Source organism: Clostridium sp. TW13, assembly GCF_024345225.1.
GTDB lineage: Bacteria > Bacillota > Clostridia > Clostridiales > Clostridiaceae > Inconstantimicrobium > Inconstantimicrobium mannanitabidum.
The window spans coordinates 2,027,201-2,041,613 of the sequence record NZ_BROD01000001.1 but is presented as its reverse complement, the minus strand read 5'-3'; the positions used below and the strand labels follow the sequence as shown (position 1 = coordinate 2,041,613).

The following is a 14,413-nucleotide window of genomic DNA, read 5'->3' as shown; positions in this document are numbered from 1 at the left end:
TTCATTGTAATTTATAAGGAATAAATTTAACTGGAGGCATTGATATGAAAAAATACGAGTATAAATGTGTTCGCATAGGAGGCGGTGCGGAGAAAACCTCAAAAGTATTAACTGAATACGGACAGCAGGGTTGGGAATTAGTATGTATATGGTGGGCTTGGCATTATTTAAAAAGAGAAATAGAAAATTAATGTACTTAGGCATGTTGATAAAAATTTATATATTTTCAACATTATTTGAAACATAGCCCAATAATAATTAATGAAAAACAGGCTAGCTAATGATGTAGTCTGTTTTTTTGTGTGCTGAATGGATGTAAGTTGTATGTAAAGTATTTGTGTTGAGGAGTAAAAGGTGGACAAAAAATGAACATAAGATGGAAAGATCTCATTTTAAGTAGGAATGTAGAAGCGTACCATAAGTAAATGAGGTTCCATTGTAATTTTAGAACGTTTCTATTTTTATGACTAAAGTAATGGGATATTTAAACAAACGTCACTAGAATTGTAGTTACATTTATTGTAAGATGGATTTGTAGGAAATAAGGAGCATTCCTATGATGAAAAAATCTAAGAATAATGAATTATATTATAGAAAGTTAAAGATTATTGAGGGAGAGGATTCTTATGGCAAATTTAATTAGTATGGTAGCAAATATACTTATGATAACTTTTGTATTATTTAGTATATTTTCATGGAAGAAAAGAGGGGTTAAGGCTAAGAATGAGATAGGAATTAAATGGAGAAAAAACTCATGGGTAGACATAATTTCAGGCATAATTATTGGCTTTATAGCTATGTTGGGGATATTTTTTGTGGAAAGAGGATTATCATTTATTAGTGTCACTGCTGTGAATATAGGAAGATTAAGTATTGTGACTTTAAGTCAAATTTTGATAATGGCTGCACTTGAGGAGCTTGCTTGTAGGGGATTAATGCTAAATGGATTAATGATTCTTACAAAAAAGAAGTATATATCAGTGTTAGCTAGTGCAGTTATTTTTGGTATGGCTCATGCAGGAAATCCTCATGCAACAGTTATTTCAATAATTAGTAATAGCTTAGGTGGAGTTATGTATGCAATTGCTTATTTAGAAATGAAAAATTTATTTTTTCCTATTGCACTACACTTTTCATGGAACTTTTTTCAAGGACCTATATTTGGATTTCCTGTAAGTGGACTTAATTTTTCAGGTATGATTTCTCAAAGTATTACTTCAAATAATACTAACTTAATGGGAGGTTTGTATGGTCCTGAGGGTGGAATTATTGGAATAGGATTTAGAATTTTAGTGATAGTACTTACATTTATATATGTCTATATTGTAGTTGGAAAATCAAAAGATAATAGATGCAAATATGATTGTGAATATTAAAAAATAAATGGTGGATTTAACAAAGATATTGTGATGAAGATTACTTTTACAAGTTGAAATATTATATTATAAGCAATAATGAATTGACAAAATATGTTATAATAAGAGAAAATAATACTTTTAAGGTTAGATAAAGTAGCAATTTATGGAGGAGAATAGCTGTGGCTAAGGTTAAGTTGACAGTAGTAGAGAGTAAGTGTAGGTGTGGGTATTGTAAAAAGGGTGATAGTTATATTGTAGATGATTTATGCCCACCAATTTGTCATGAACTATGGAATTGTATGTATCCATTAGTATATGCATTGAAAAATGGTGCAAGCTTGGATTATGGAGATATTCGTTCTCCACAGTTCGATGTAAAGTGTCCAGATGGTGGTAGGGTTTGGATACATGGAGAAATTAGTGAAGAATAAATTATAAATGAATGATGAGAATTTATAATAATGAAAAAAGTTTAGGATAATGTATATAGGTGATATGATGGATAGAAATTATGTAATGACGGAACCAAAAGACTTAGTATGTATTGAGATGAAAAATGCTGGATTTGATTTAGATAATATTAAGATTCCTAAAAGAGTATTTTTATTAGCAGACAGTATTTATGATGCAATGGTTGCGAAAAAATGTGGAACTTATAAGTATCCTTTAGGTGGTAAGTTATATGTATTTAATGATAATACAGATGTAGGATTTATCAAAAGTCAGATGTGTTCACCAGGAATTGCAATACAAGCAGAGGATTTAATTGCTGGTGGTGTGAAAGAATTAATACACATTGGTTTTGCTGGTGGCTTACAATCTGATATGAATGTAGGACAGTGCCTTATTACAGATGGTGCATATAATGATACTGCAATTGCAAGACTTTATGGGTTTGACTATGATTTTATAGAAACATCTAAAGCATTAACAGATGAGCTATATGACTTAATGAAGAATAACTCTATTGATGTTAGGAGAGGAAAGCACTGGACAACTGATGCAGGGTACAGAGAAACATGGGGACAAGTGTTAGATTATAGAAGTAAGGGTGCTTTATGCGTAGAAATGGAGGGAGTTGGCCTTTTTACAATAGCTAAATATAGAAAATGTTTTGCTTCAGCTATTTATGTAGTTACAGATGTACTTAATGAAAATGGCTGGAGTTTAGGATGGGAAGGGAATGAAATAGATAGATCAGTGGAAAAAATAATTAAATTAATAACTTATTATTATAGAAAAGGAAGGAGAGAGGATTAATGAGAGTAGGGTACTTATAATATACCTTCTCATTAAAGATATTATATGGATAATAAAATGATTGGAATGTGTGGTACATACTGTGGTGTATGTGAATGGAAAGATAAAACAAATTGTCCTGGATGCCAAGCGTGCCAAGGTAAACCATTTTGGGGAGAATGCTCAATCGCAAAATGTTCAATCAGTAATGGGTATAATCATTGTGGTAATTGTTCTAATTTACCCTGTGATAAATTAAAAAATGCCTATAATAATGCTGAACATGGTGATAATGGTGAAAGACTAATTAACTTGCAAAATTGGAGAGCAGGAAAAGAAACTTACTTAAAATTGAGAATATTAAAATCAGAAGATAAATCAGAAAATTGATTAATAGTTTGAAGACAAAATAGTAGTGTACGGGGGCATTTAAGTGTGTGATTTAGAAATACGCAATAATGAAGTAGACAAGGCCATAGAAATTATGAGAGAAGTTGCTGAATGGGGAAGAAACAAAGGATTACGTGTTTGGTTAGATGAGTGGCTTACTGCTAATCAATTAATTACCGATGAAGCTCAACCATGGAATTAGATAGTAATAATCATTCAGTGTTCTTGTTGAATTATCATTTGGTATTGGTTATAAAATATAGGCGAAAAGTTATAGATAACAATATATCAAGTAGATTAAAAGAAATATTTGAGTATATATGCCCTAAATATAATATTACTTTAGATGAATGGAATCATGATAAAGATCATGTACACCTATTATTTAGAGGTTCACCTAATACAGATATATCAAAGTTCATCAATGCTTATAAAAGTGCTAGTAGTAGATTGATAAAAAAAGAATACCCTATAGTAAAAAAACAACTATGGAAAGAATACTTTTGGTCAAGGAGCTATTGCCTTATAACAACTGGTGGTGTTCCTATAGATATAGTTAGAAAATATATAGAAAATCAAGGGATGAAATGAGGTGTGGGGAAATGCTTAAAGCTTATAAATATAGACTTTACCCAAATAAAGAACAAAGAATCTATCTAGCAAAAACGTTTGGATGTACTAGATTTGTATATAATAGAATGTTAGCAGATAGAATTAAGTTTTATGATGAAAATAAAGATTTAGATATTAAAGCAATAAAATATCCCACACCAGCACAATATAAAAAGGAATTTTTTTGGCTCAAAGAAGCTGATAGCCTTGCTTTAGCAAATGCACAAATGAATTTAGATAAGGCATACAAAAATTTTTTTAGAGATAAGTCTGTTGGCTTTCCTAAGTTCAAGAAGAAAAATAATGCTAATAGTTATACTACCAATAATCAAAATGGAACAATATATATTGAAAATAATCATATAAAAGTACCTAAATTAAAATCTATGATTAAGCTGGAGCAACATAGAGAATTTATAGGAATAATTAAATCTTGTACTATGTCACAAGTGCCTAGCGGTAAATATTATATATCTATATTAGTTGATACAGAAAATATTCAATTGCCTAAAACAGATAAAAAAATAGGTGTAGATATGGGCTTGAAGGAGTTTGCAATATGCTCAGATGGATATAGAGAACCAAATCCAAAACATCTTAGGAAGTCTGAAAAAAGATTAATCAAATTACAAAGAGACCTATCAAGAAAACAAAAAGGAAGTAACAACAGAAGAAATGCAAGAGTAAAAGTAGCTAAGTTACATGAGAGGATAGCAAATCAAAGGCGAGATTTTTTACACAAGTTATCAATAAAGTTAATTAGAGAAAACCAATCTATAGTTATTGAGGACTTAAAAGTTAAGAATATGCAAAAGAATCATAAGCTAGCTAAAGCTATAAGTGAAGTTAGTTGGTTTGAGTTTAGAACAATGCTTGAATATAAAGCTAAATGGTATGGAAGAAAAATAATAATAGCACCATCCAATTATGCAAGTAGTCAGCTATGTTCAGAATGTGGATATAAGAATCCAGAAGTAAAAAATCTAAAACTTAGAGAATGGATATGTCCTAATTGTGGAACACATCATGATAGAGATATAAATGCTAGTAAAAACTTACTGAAATTAGCTACATAATTTTGGTATTATAGCGAGGTAGGTGCGACCTTTGGAGGGTGGGTAAACTTGCTACAGTAGTAGTATTGACCACGAAGCTCCCACTTCTATAAGTGGGGGTAGTTCACGATAGTTAAAGTAATTGAATTTGATAATGGAAAAGCAATGGCATTATACGAGTTGAGGCTTTAAAAGATAAGAAGTGTTAGATAAATAGTAATTTATTGAGTTGTTTAATATCAATTTATGAAGAAAATTTATAAACAACGAAATGTATAAATCAGAATTTATAGAGATGGTAGAAATGAATAATGTTATTAAAAAACAAAGATTATAGATTAGATTTAGAAAAGAGGTATTACTATGAATTACATTAAAGTAATTACAATATGTGGAAGTATGAGATTTTCAAGAGAAATGATGAGAATTTCAGAGGAATTAGAATTAAAAGATGGATATGCAGTAATTCAATGTGTCTATAATATGGATGGAGAAAAATATGAATGTCTTGACACTGAATTATTAGGCAAAATCCATCGCAGAAAAATAGATATAAGTGATGCTATTTATGTAGTCAATGTTAATGGTTACATTGGTAATAGTACAAGAAATGAAATCGAATATGCAAGGTCATTAGGTAAAGAAATATTATCGCTTGAACCATTAGAATTGGAACAAGTAAAAATACCCTAATGGGTGTGATGGTATAATTTCGATAAGTAATACAAATTAAAATTTCTGGAAAGGAATCAGCGATGGATCAAAATAGTATTTTAAATAAATTACCAAGTGAAATAATACTAAAGAATGGAGTTAATTTAGTATTGGATGAAAAAATTCATCATGGAAAAGAAAATTTATCAGATATTTCTTGGTATCAATACAAAATAGTTAATAACAAAGAATTGGGTATTGTTTATGATAATATTTGTTTAAGTTTATTTCGAATAACAGAATCGGTTAGGATTGAAGCATCTAAAGAAATTATTAAAAAAAGAGTATCAAAAAAAGAAACGGTAAGACCCCATATTGATTATATGTCTGGGAATATTCATCCAAGTAAAGAATATGTAGAAAATCAAAGTAAAATTAGTGAAATACAGCAATTAGTATTGTGTAATGGCCTTGGACCACATACACCTGAAAAACAATTGGATGATGATTTTTATGTATACAAAAATAGCATAAGACAATCAGGAAGCAAGGTGCATAAGGCATGCTATTATCCACTTATTGATAACAATCTTAATTTACAGGATAATTGGAGATATCAATTATTGGAGGAAATATGGAACTTAATAAATTCGCCTAAACATATGTGAATTTATCTTATAAATAACCATACAAATTCCAATTTAATAAAGTAAAAAATTATAGTAAATTATTTTTTATTAATGAGGTATATGTTCTCCACAGCTCGATGTAAGGTGTCCAGATGGTGGTAGGGTTTGGGTACATGGAGAAATTATTTAAGAATTCATAGAAACAGATTGACATAATAATTTTTGGAGGAAATTTTATGAATACTGAATGGTCAGATTTAAACAAAAAAATGAATATAAATATAAAGAAAAAATCTACTTTCTATGAGGGTATTGACATACTGTTAGAGTTAAGAAAAGAATTAATGGAACAAATAATAGGATTCAAAGAATTGTTGAACAGAGAAGATTTTAATGAAATACCTTTTATAAATGCGAAAGGATATCATAATAAAACAATTGCCTATTCGTTGTACCATATTTTTAGAATAGAAGATATAGTATCTAATTCTTTGATTAAAAAAAGAGATCAAATATTTTTAAAAGATAACTATTGTGAAAGAATGAAATCACCTATTATATCGACTGGTAATGAACTGATAAAACAAGAAATTGCAATATTTTCATCAAAACTAAATTTGGATGAACTATATAAATATATTAATGATGTTGATGTTTCGACAACACAATTATTAAAAGAACTTTCATATGATAATATAAAAATAAAAATGACTGAACAAGATAAGGAACTACTTAAGTCATTGGATGTAGTTAGTAATGATGCTATTTGGTTAATTGATTATTGGTGTGATAAAAATATTCAGGGATTAATTCAAATGCCATTTTCACGACATTGGATAATGCATATTGAAGCCAGTCTTCGAATTAAAAATAAAATATACAAAAGCTGATAAATTTATACTCCCAATAACGTCACGTGATCTTTGGAATGAATTGAAATTTAAATAGGATTAAGGGATAAATTATTAATTTGTGGAGGTGATACATATGTTAATGCAACAACCAACTCTAGAAATGGTTGAGAGGTGGAAAGATGTATGGAGGGAATACAAAGACAAATTACTTCCAAATCGGAAGTCTGGCATAGAAGTTGTGGAATATTTAAAAAATAAGTACATTTTAAAGGAACTTAATGATGATAATGCAAAGCAGGTAGTAATTGATAATCTACTATACAACAAGTCACTTGCAGATAAGTTGCCTATGGGAGTAGAGACATCAGTATTTACATTTGTTATAGAAAATAAAGATAATGGGAAATTTCTTTATGAAAATCAAGATGAGATTTTTAAAGGAAATAATATCTTCGTTGGAATTGAGCTAAAATCAGGATTCTTCTGTGTTGAAGGTAGTAGTCTGCTTTGGGATGAATTATATGCATTCCGAGGATTAGATGAAAAGGATATTCGAAATTATTTTTGTGTTGCAGAGTATATTTCGTGTGTAAAAAAAATTGGCCTTCTAGAGGATGTTATACAATAAGTTTTAATTTTAGGATAATTAGTATAAACGATAATTATTACATAAATACTTGTGTATTTTAAGGAGAGACATAAGATGAGAATATTATATATTCAAAATAAAGAATCTAATGAAAAAGTTCTTATTAATTATCGAAGATGTTTAAAATGTAAATAATAATAGAATAGTTATGATTGAGCTATTACAAGATAGGCTAAAGTACTATTTTATAATAGCTTTTTTGTGTTGAGATGGTGTCTTAAGATAAAATATTATGGAAAAATATATGATATATGTATTTGTCTGTAACGAAATGTAGTATAATCTAAAATATCTACAAATAAATAACAAGTCCAAATAGATTAGCAGATGGACTTATTTATTTTTTCAAGATGCATATATAAAAAAAATTGAGCTTTTGGAGTGATTTGTTATGAAAATAGGATTGCAAGCATATATTCAAGGAACTGTTGAAGCAGTAGAATTTTATCAAAGGGCTTTTGGAGCCACTTTAGGGTATAATGTCAAGAATGATGATGGCACCTTTATGCATGCTGAAATAAACTTAGACGGACAACTTTTAATAGCATTGAGTGAAGCATCTAGCAGTGTTGGCATTGAGAATATAAAACGGTATTCCCCAACTGATTATCCAACAATGAATTTTAGTATTTCTTTAGAAAATGAAGAAGCTGTAAAAAAATCCTATGAGGTTTTGATAGAAGGAGGAAACATCTTACTTCCAATAGGACCACTGCCTTGGAGTGCTTGCTGCGCAAATGTTATTGATAAATTTGGGGTGTTTTGGTATATAAGTGTTTAAGCATGAAAATGTAAAAGGAGCGATTAATGGAGTTTAGAAAATTAGAATTAAACTATGTAGATGAAGCAGTTGAATTAGCAATAGAGGAATATAAAAATGAATGTGCCAACAACCAGCAACTGTTAGTTAAAGATTACAGAGATAAATTGAGGATGTTATTAATTGATATTTTTAATAGTAAGTATGGATTAGTGGCAATTGAGGATGAAAAACTTGTTGGATATCTAGTGTTTTTAGGTGGATTCAAGGGGCAGTTTGGAAATGTAAAAGGTTCATTCTCACCGTTGTTTGGAAGTGCATTTGCAGGTAAAAGTAGAAAAAAGACAGCTTCTATGTTATTTGAAAATGTATCTAATGTAATGATAAAAGATGGAATATTTAGCTTTGCAATATGTAAATATGCTCATGATAAAGAGATAGCAGAAGCGCTGATATTCAGTGGTTTTGGAATCCGTTGTAGTGATGCAATAAAAAATTTGGCTTATGTAGATGAAGTGAAGATGGATAGTGGATGTAGATATGAAGAAATTAGCTATCAAAAAGTCAGTATCTTAATAGGGTTAAAAAATGGTCTTTCTGATCATATGAGCGCAAGTCCTATATATATGCCTATAGCACATTTTACAGCTGACGAGTTTGTAGCAAAGTGTGCTAGAATGAAAAGCAGGTTTTTTGTTGCATATGCTGGTAACAGACCTGTGGGGTATATTGAAATCTGTAAAGAAGCTGAAACATTTATTTCAGAAGATCCAGAGGTGCTAAATATCTGTGGAACATACGTTGAGAAACAATGTAGGAATAGCTCAGTTGCAAATGAATTGCTAATGTATACTATGAAAATATTAGCAGACGAAGGGGTTAAGTATTTAGGGGTTGATTGTGAGACTTTAAATCCAACAGCACTTCGATTTTGGAAAAAGAACTTTGAATGCTATACCTATAGCTTTGTTAGACGGGTGGATGAAAGAATTGTAAATTTTTACAATAGTGGCAGTCTGAATGAATAGTAATGTTAAGGTTTTTACTATTGTACAAGTTAGATAAATTCTAAGTTAAGTGTTATTGGGAGATATACAATAATATAATACAGATTTATAAAATATGTGAACTAAAAGGGGGAAAAGCAATGATTCAATCAATTGTGCATATTGCTTTGGTAGTAAAGGATTATGACGAAGCAATAGAATTCTATACACAAAAACTTCATTTCACATTAGTGGAAGATACATATCAACCAGAGCAAGAAAAAAGATGGGTAGTAGTATCTCCACCAGGTTCAAATGGAACAACAATATTACTTGCAAGACCATCTAAGCCAGAACAAGAGCCTTTCATAGGAAATCAAGCAGGGGGGAGAGTTTTTCTTTTCTTAGGAACTGATGATTTTTGGCGTGATTACAATGAAATGAGAGATGTAGGAATAGAATTTGTTAGAGAACCTAAGGAACAGGATTATGGAACGGTTGCAGTATTTAAGGATTTATATGGTAACCTATGGGATTTGGTTGAGTTCAATGAAAATCATCCAATGTCCAAAAGAATTAAATAAAATCTTCTAGAACAAAAACAGTTAGTGTATTGAATTTGAGGAGGGATACTAATTGACTTATGTGTATCACTTTACAAGGAGAGAAAATGTTCCAACAATAATGCAGCAAGGATTGAATGTTGTTTCAAGGTTTAACAAACTTAATAGTAAACTACGAGAAAAGGCTATATATGCTTGGCTTATACCACAACATGATAAGATGGGGTATTTGAACGATGGAGAATATGTATGTTTACAAATAAGAGTTGAACCTCAAGATTGCTTTGTTGCAAATATGGATATTATTTCATCAGCATTTGTTAATTTTATTGGGACAAGCAAACAGGAGAGGAACATATCTTTATCCAAGGAGTTGGTTTCATATTATGATAGTTCAGCAGTACATATTGGTGAATATAAAACTGGTTTGTTTAGAGTTCCTGAAGTAATAATACCATATCATATTGAGTCTAAAGATATAGAAATTTGTCCCAATATAGATTCATATCAGAATTCTAACTTAATTGAAAATGAAATGATTTATAATGAAAATTGGTTTAAAAGAGTACAGTTTTTAGCAAATGATTATACAAATAAAAGAGAAGATATTATGAATATGTTATCAAATACTGGATTAATAAAGAAGATAGCGATGCATGATGATTCTGATGGCTTATTAGCTACATATGAGCTTATAGAAAGCAAAGAATATTTTACTATAAAACTAAGTGAAAAAATAAATATTTAGTGAGGTATGAGTATGGAACTTTGGGATGTATATGATATTAATAGAAATAAAACAAATAAAACTATGGTTCGTGGTGAAGCTTTTGAAAAGGATGCTTATCATCTAGTTATTCATGTATGTATTTTTAATTCTAATGGCCAAATGTTAATTCAGCAAAGGCAACCTTTCAAAGAAGGTTGGCCAAACATGTGGGATATAACAGTAGGAGGAAGTGCTATAAAGGGTGATACAAGTCAATCTGCTGCTGAAAGAGAATTGTTTGAGGAAATAGGATTAAGAGTAGATTTTACAAATAGTAGACCTCATATTAGCATTAACTTTGAAAAAGGATTTGATGATGTGTATCTAATTGAACAAGATGTTGATATCAATGAATTATCCTTGCAGTATGAAGAAGTTCAGAGGGTTAAGTGGGCTTCTAAAGAAGAAATATTTTCAATGATAGAAAGTGGTGAATTTATACCATATTATAAGAGTTTGATACAGTTATTTTTTGATACTCGAAAACAATATGGTTGCCATCAAGAAAAGTGAGAAGATATTGTTGTTTAGCAAATTACAATTTTGTGAGGAGAAATACATGGTAACAAAAATAAATGATGATAAATGCGAATTGAAACAAAACTTAGATAAGTTGCATACAACTGAGTTGGGAGTTGATCGAATTAAAAAGAATCTTTTTTTAGATGTGGACGATGTAGTAAAATGGTGCATGGACAAAATACTAAAATCTAATGCCATAATAGTTAGAAGAGGAAAGAATTGGTATATAGACATAGATGATTGTGAAATAACAGTTAATGCATATAGTTATACTATTATTACCGCTCATAAGATAAAAAAATAGATTGGAATTCTAATGAAATATTATACCGATAAATGGTAATGCGTAGAGGTGAATAGTGTGAGAGTATTAGTAATGAATTGTAGTCCAGTGAGAAATGGAGCAACTGCTGAAATAGTAAATATAGTCTTTGATTGTTTGAAAGTAAGATATGATGTAAGAAGAATATGTATTGATGATTTTGATATTCATTTTTGTAAAGGCTGTAGAACCTGTCATAATACTTCAAAATGTATTCAGCATGATGATATTAATAAGATAATTGAACAATATGAATGGGCAGATATTATTATATCCGTATCACCTTCTTATTGGGCAGATATTCCAGGACAATTTAAGGTTTTCATTGATAGGTGTACACCATGGTGCAATACACATGAACCACATGCAACTATAAGTAGTGGAAAGAAAGGATATTCAATAGCATTAAGAACAGGCCCCAATATGAAGGAATGCAATCGCATTATTGAAAGTATAGAGCATTTTTATGGACATATGGAAATTGAATGCTGTGATAGATTGGGTTTATGTTCAGTGGAATATAAAGAAGCAGTGGAAGAAAGAAAAAATGAAATTATAGAATTTTGTAATACAATATAGATAAGTTTCATTTGAGGAATAGATATATATATCGTTATTGTTTGCGAATGTGAAGTAGAAAATTTATGTGATTGGTAGTGGTTGAAATGTATTTATATCATTATTTTGATAAAACAATTGGACCCTTTGACAACTTATCAGACTTGCCGATTGATGAAGCAAAATCTATTCTTGATTTGATAAAAGTAACAAAACCAAATTCCTTTTATTAAAATTCCTATTGAGGAATTTGATATAAAGACTATTTCATTTACTTAAGGTGATTCAATGCCAGAATTTAGTCCCACAATTAATGATGGTAAAGAATATCGTAAAAAGCTTTATACTTATGATGAGATACTAAAAATTATTGAGAAGTATGGATTGCCGCAGGAGTGGAATGATGATGGAAAATATGGTCCGGAACGATATATTGAAGCTTATATATGGAGTGATGAAACAATTAATAAGTACAGATAATAAGCTCATCAGATACTTAATAAATGCATTTCTCAAATAGGAAACTGTTAAATTCCAATTTACCACATGACATTTCATAAAATATGAATTTAGGGAAGTTACTTTAAAGTAACTTCCCTAAAAAATTATACAATTATAATTTAAATAGCTATTAAGCATTTTTAGCAATTTCTGCATCCTTTTTATCTACAAATACGTTATAAACTAATCCTAATAAAACTAAAACTCCGCCAACAACTTTTCCTGTTGAAAGAACATGTAGTGTGAAATAATCTATGATTATTCCAGCAAAAAGTTGTCCAACAAATAAAAGTACTGTAGCATATAGAGCAGAGATTTTTGGAGTTATGTAGCTAGAAATTCCCACAACAACTACTCCGATAGCACCACCAATATATGCATATACAGGCAAGCCTAAAAACTTGTCAGGAGAATATCTTATAGTGTTGCTGCTAAACATAAAGAAAACTGTTGAAGCTATTAATCCAGTTAAGTAATTATAGAATGTGCCAGGTAAAATACCTATTTTATTAGCTAAGTTTGAGTTTATTATTCTACCTAAAACGTTAGTTAGTCCACTTGCTAAAGCAAGAATTATATTTAATATCATTATAATTCTCCTTTCTAATAAATTGTCATTACAATAAGGCCTACAACCATTATTGCAAATCCAATTAATTTTTTGTTATTGAACTTCACAACTTCCATACCAAAAAGTCCGTAGTGGTCTATTATGATTGAAGTAATTCCTTGTCCAAAAAGACCTAAGGCAACAGATAAGGATGCTCCTAAAGCTATCATTGCAGAATTACAGAATAGTACAGTGAAAACACCTATAAAACCAGCAGTATAAGTGAATAATGATATTGATCTATCAAAAGGAATTTTTAATCTTTTCACAGCTAGTACAAGTAAAATTGCAATTAATCCAACGATGTGAATTATAATAGTTGAAGTATAGTTTCCAAAATTCTTTGAAAGTATAGCATTAAAGCTTACCATTATGGTGACTAAAGCACCTGTTAAAATTGATAAAAAATTGTACATTATATTATGACCTCCTAAAACAACTAATACTAAATTAACATAACAATAAAGATAAATGCTATGACATATGTCACATGCACTTCAATATGTGTTATATTTATAGGTGGTAATTGTATAGTGTTAATTAAAACTTTAGAAATTATATAATGATAAAATCAAGATTATAAATGAAATAAAGGTGAGATTTGATGATAGAAATTATTGATGAGACTAAGCTTGTTTCTTACATTGAAAAGTATAGTTTGAATGATATGTTTACAGAGGATATGAGCTCATATATGCGACTTTGGAAATTTAATAAAGGAGAGCATATTTGCAGATCGGATGAAAATATAACTAAATTGTATTTTTTAGTATCAGGTAAAGCTAAAGTGTATACCATACTAAGTAATGGAAAACAGCTATTGCTTAGCTTTATTAGTCCTTTAGAATTGATAGGTGACCTTGAATGCATAAAGCTAAATCAGTTTCATTGCAATATACAGGTTATACAGGAAGCTTATTGTATATCTATTGATTTAAATATTATTAGAGAGAATCTAATGGATGATGGACGTTTTTTAAGATATATTATAAATAGTTTAGGTGAAAAACTTACTCAAAATACAAATAGCAATTCAATTAATCTCTTATATCCTTTAGAAAATAGATTAGCAAGCTATATTTTAGCTACATCTATTAATGATGAAGGGGAAGAAACCGAAATTATGCAGGATTATAATCTAACTGAAATATCAGAGTTGTTGGGAACAAGTTATAGACATTTATTAAGAACATTGAATAAATTCATTGAAAAAGGAGCAATTGCTAAGAAAAATGCTAGTTATGAGATAGTTAGAAGAGATATTTTGACAGATTTGGCTGGAGATTTATATGAATAAAATGAAAAATTTATAATAATATATATTTAATTAACTGTAAACAATTGTGAATAAATGTTTTATTGCTTGACAAATTCTAGTTGAA

Annotated in this window: 23 protein-coding genes; 21 read left to right on the top strand and 2 right to left on the bottom strand. The window is 29.5% G+C overall.

The window, feature by feature from the left end:
• Positions 1-44: 44 nt before the first annotated feature.
• From OCU47_RS10110 to OCU47_RS10015, 20 genes are all read left to right on the top strand, one after another.
• The gene (locus tag OCU47_RS10110) at positions 45-191 is read left to right on the top strand and encodes a DUF4177 domain-containing protein (RefSeq protein ID WP_261828480.1); all 147 of its coding nucleotides are present in this window, start codon (positions 45-47) and stop codon (positions 189-191) included.
• A 435-nt stretch (positions 192-626) separates the two neighbouring features.
• Positions 627-1,376: a CPBP family intramembrane glutamic endopeptidase gene (locus OCU47_RS10105; protein WP_261828479.1), complete on the top strand. Its 750-nt coding sequence runs from the start codon at positions 627-629 to the stop codon at positions 1,374-1,376.
• 161 nt (positions 1,377-1,537) lie between these two features.
• Positions 1,538-1,789, top strand: a complete 252-nt coding sequence (locus tag OCU47_RS10100; RefSeq protein ID WP_261828478.1) for a TIGR04076 family protein — start codon at positions 1,538-1,540, stop codon at positions 1,787-1,789.
• Between the two features lie 67 nt (positions 1,790-1,856).
• Positions 1,857-2,618, top strand: a complete 762-nt coding sequence (locus OCU47_RS10095) for a nucleoside phosphorylase (RefSeq protein WP_261828477.1) — start codon at positions 1,857-1,859, stop codon at positions 2,616-2,618.
• A gap of 45 nt (positions 2,619-2,663) precedes the next feature.
• The gene (locus OCU47_RS10090; protein ID WP_261828476.1) at positions 2,664-2,987 is read left to right on the top strand and encodes a DUF3795 domain-containing protein; all 324 of its coding nucleotides are present in this window, start codon (positions 2,664-2,666) and stop codon (positions 2,985-2,987) included.
• 43 nt (positions 2,988-3,030) lie between these two features.
• The gene (locus OCU47_RS10085) at positions 3,031-3,189 is read left to right on the top strand and encodes a hypothetical protein (RefSeq protein WP_261828475.1); all 159 of its coding nucleotides are present in this window, start codon (positions 3,031-3,033) and stop codon (positions 3,187-3,189) included.
• Positions 3,180-3,578, top strand: coding sequence for an IS200/IS605 family transposase (gene tnpA, locus OCU47_RS10080; protein ID WP_261828474.1), 399 nt, complete (start codon positions 3,180-3,182; stop codon positions 3,576-3,578). The genes OCU47_RS10085 and tnpA overlap by 10 nt, the downstream gene beginning before the upstream one ends.
• Before the next feature lie 11 nt (positions 3,579-3,589).
• Positions 3,590-4,675 carry an IS200/IS605 family element RNA-guided endonuclease TnpB gene (gene tnpB / locus OCU47_RS10075; protein WP_261828473.1) on the top strand — a complete coding sequence of 362 codons (1,086 nt, stop codon included), beginning with the start codon at positions 3,590-3,592 and terminating at the stop codon, positions 4,673-4,675.
• Between the two features lie 342 nt (positions 4,676-5,017).
• Positions 5,018-5,347, top strand: a complete 330-nt coding sequence (locus tag OCU47_RS10070; protein WP_261828472.1) for a hypothetical protein — start codon at positions 5,018-5,020, stop codon at positions 5,345-5,347.
• Positions 5,348-5,409: 62 nt separating this feature from the next.
• Positions 5,410-5,976: a hypothetical protein gene (locus OCU47_RS10065; protein ID WP_261828471.1), complete on the top strand. Its 567-nt coding sequence runs from the start codon at positions 5,410-5,412 to the stop codon at positions 5,974-5,976.
• 197 nt (positions 5,977-6,173) lie between these two features.
• Complete coding sequence (locus OCU47_RS10060; RefSeq protein WP_261828470.1) at positions 6,174-6,827, top strand: phage head-tail adapter protein; 654 nt, start codon at positions 6,174-6,176, stop codon at positions 6,825-6,827.
• A gap of 97 nt (positions 6,828-6,924) precedes the next feature.
• The gene (locus tag OCU47_RS10055) at positions 6,925-7,419 is read left to right on the top strand and encodes a hypothetical protein (protein ID WP_261828469.1); all 495 of its coding nucleotides are present in this window, start codon (positions 6,925-6,927) and stop codon (positions 7,417-7,419) included.
• A gap of 412 nt (positions 7,420-7,831) precedes the next feature.
• Positions 7,832-8,221 carry a VOC family protein gene (locus OCU47_RS10050; protein ID WP_261828468.1) on the top strand — a complete coding sequence of 130 codons (390 nt, stop codon included), beginning with the start codon at positions 7,832-7,834 and terminating at the stop codon, positions 8,219-8,221.
• A gap of 26 nt (positions 8,222-8,247) precedes the next feature.
• Positions 8,248-9,228 (top strand): GNAT family N-acetyltransferase, encoded by a 981-nt coding sequence (locus OCU47_RS10045; RefSeq protein WP_261828467.1) that lies wholly within the window; start codon positions 8,248-8,250, stop codon positions 9,226-9,228.
• A 119-nt stretch (positions 9,229-9,347) separates the two neighbouring features.
• Entirely contained in the window at positions 9,348-9,770 is a 423-nt protein-coding gene (locus OCU47_RS10040) for a VOC family protein (RefSeq protein WP_261828466.1), read from the top strand.
• Positions 9,771-9,822: 52 nt separating this feature from the next.
• Positions 9,823-10,497: a hypothetical protein gene (locus OCU47_RS10035; RefSeq protein WP_261828465.1), complete on the top strand. Its 675-nt coding sequence runs from the start codon at positions 9,823-9,825 to the stop codon at positions 10,495-10,497.
• 12 nt (positions 10,498-10,509) lie between these two features.
• Entirely contained in the window at positions 10,510-11,031 is a 522-nt protein-coding gene (locus tag OCU47_RS10030; RefSeq protein ID WP_261828464.1) for an NUDIX hydrolase, read from the top strand.
• 46 nt (positions 11,032-11,077) lie between these two features.
• A complete protein-coding gene (locus tag OCU47_RS10025; protein ID WP_261828463.1) occupies positions 11,078-11,344 on the top strand; it encodes a DUF3781 domain-containing protein in 267 nt (88 codons plus the stop codon).
• 57 nt (positions 11,345-11,401) lie between these two features.
• Positions 11,402-11,941, top strand: coding sequence for a flavodoxin family protein (locus tag OCU47_RS10020; protein ID WP_261828462.1), 540 nt, complete (start codon positions 11,402-11,404; stop codon positions 11,939-11,941).
• 267 nt (positions 11,942-12,208) lie between these two features.
• Positions 12,209-12,400, top strand: a complete 192-nt coding sequence (locus tag OCU47_RS10015; RefSeq protein WP_261828461.1) for a hypothetical protein — start codon at positions 12,209-12,211, stop codon at positions 12,398-12,400.
• 151 nt (positions 12,401-12,551) lie between these two features.
• On the opposite strand, the gene OCU47_RS10010 is transcribed toward OCU47_RS10015, so the two are convergent.
• A complete protein-coding gene (locus OCU47_RS10010; protein WP_261828460.1) occupies positions 12,552-13,010 on the bottom strand; it encodes a DMT family transporter in 459 nt (152 codons plus the stop codon).
• A 14-nt stretch (positions 13,011-13,024) separates the two neighbouring features.
• Positions 13,025-13,447: a DMT family transporter gene (locus OCU47_RS10005; RefSeq protein WP_261828459.1), complete on the bottom strand. Its 423-nt coding sequence runs from the start codon at positions 13,445-13,447 to the stop codon at positions 13,025-13,027.
• A 188-nt stretch (positions 13,448-13,635) separates the two neighbouring features.
• Between OCU47_RS10005 and OCU47_RS10000 the strand changes: the two genes are divergently transcribed.
• A complete protein-coding gene (locus OCU47_RS10000; RefSeq protein WP_261828458.1) occupies positions 13,636-14,328 on the top strand; it encodes a cyclic nucleotide-binding domain-containing protein in 693 nt (230 codons plus the stop codon).
• The last annotated feature ends 85 nt before the right edge of the window (positions 14,329-14,413 follow it).

Excerpts from the sequence above, each read along its gene's own strand:
- OCU47_RS10110 (WP_261828480.1), top strand. The coding sequence starts at position 45 with ATGAAAAAATACGAGTATAAATGTGTTCGCATAGGAGGCGGTGCGGAG.
- OCU47_RS10105 (WP_261828479.1), top strand. The coding sequence starts at position 627 with ATGGCAAATTTAATTAGTATGGTAGCAAATATACTTATGATAACTTTT.
- OCU47_RS10095 (WP_261828477.1), top strand. The coding sequence starts at position 1,857 with ATGGATAGAAATTATGTAATGACGGAACCAAAAGACTTAGTATGTATT.
- OCU47_RS10090 (WP_261828476.1), top strand. The coding sequence starts at position 2,664 with ATGGATAATAAAATGATTGGAATGTGTGGTACATACTGTGGTGTATGT.
- tnpA (WP_261828474.1), top strand. The coding sequence starts at position 3,180 with ATGGAATTAGATAGTAATAATCATTCAGTGTTCTTGTTGAATTATCAT.
- tnpB (WP_261828473.1), top strand. The coding sequence starts at position 3,590 with ATGCTTAAAGCTTATAAATATAGACTTTACCCAAATAAAGAACAAAGA.
- OCU47_RS10070 (WP_261828472.1), top strand. The coding sequence starts at position 5,018 with ATGAATTACATTAAAGTAATTACAATATGTGGAAGTATGAGATTTTCA.
- OCU47_RS10065 (WP_261828471.1), top strand. The coding sequence starts at position 5,410 with ATGGATCAAAATAGTATTTTAAATAAATTACCAAGTGAAATAATACTA.
- OCU47_RS10060 (WP_261828470.1), top strand. The coding sequence starts at position 6,174 with ATGAATACTGAATGGTCAGATTTAAACAAAAAAATGAATATAAATATA.
- OCU47_RS10055 (WP_261828469.1), top strand. The coding sequence starts at position 6,925 with ATGTTAATGCAACAACCAACTCTAGAAATGGTTGAGAGGTGGAAAGAT.
- OCU47_RS10050 (WP_261828468.1), top strand. The coding sequence starts at position 7,832 with ATGAAAATAGGATTGCAAGCATATATTCAAGGAACTGTTGAAGCAGTA.
- OCU47_RS10045 (WP_261828467.1), top strand. The coding sequence starts at position 8,248 with ATGGAGTTTAGAAAATTAGAATTAAACTATGTAGATGAAGCAGTTGAA.
- OCU47_RS10040 (WP_261828466.1), top strand. The coding sequence starts at position 9,348 with ATGATTCAATCAATTGTGCATATTGCTTTGGTAGTAAAGGATTATGAC.
- OCU47_RS10030 (WP_261828464.1), top strand. The coding sequence starts at position 10,510 with ATGGAACTTTGGGATGTATATGATATTAATAGAAATAAAACAAATAAA.
- OCU47_RS10025 (WP_261828463.1), top strand. The coding sequence starts at position 11,078 with ATGGTAACAAAAATAAATGATGATAAATGCGAATTGAAACAAAACTTA.
- OCU47_RS10015 (WP_261828461.1), top strand. The coding sequence starts at position 12,209 with ATGCCAGAATTTAGTCCCACAATTAATGATGGTAAAGAATATCGTAAA.
- OCU47_RS10010 (WP_261828460.1), bottom strand. The coding sequence starts at position 13,010 with ATGATATTAAATATAATTCTTGCTTTAGCAAGTGGACTAACTAACGTT.
- OCU47_RS10005 (WP_261828459.1), bottom strand. The coding sequence starts at position 13,447 with ATGTACAATTTTTTATCAATTTTAACAGGTGCTTTAGTCACCATAATG.
- OCU47_RS10000 (WP_261828458.1), top strand. The coding sequence starts at position 13,636 with ATGATAGAAATTATTGATGAGACTAAGCTTGTTTCTTACATTGAAAAG.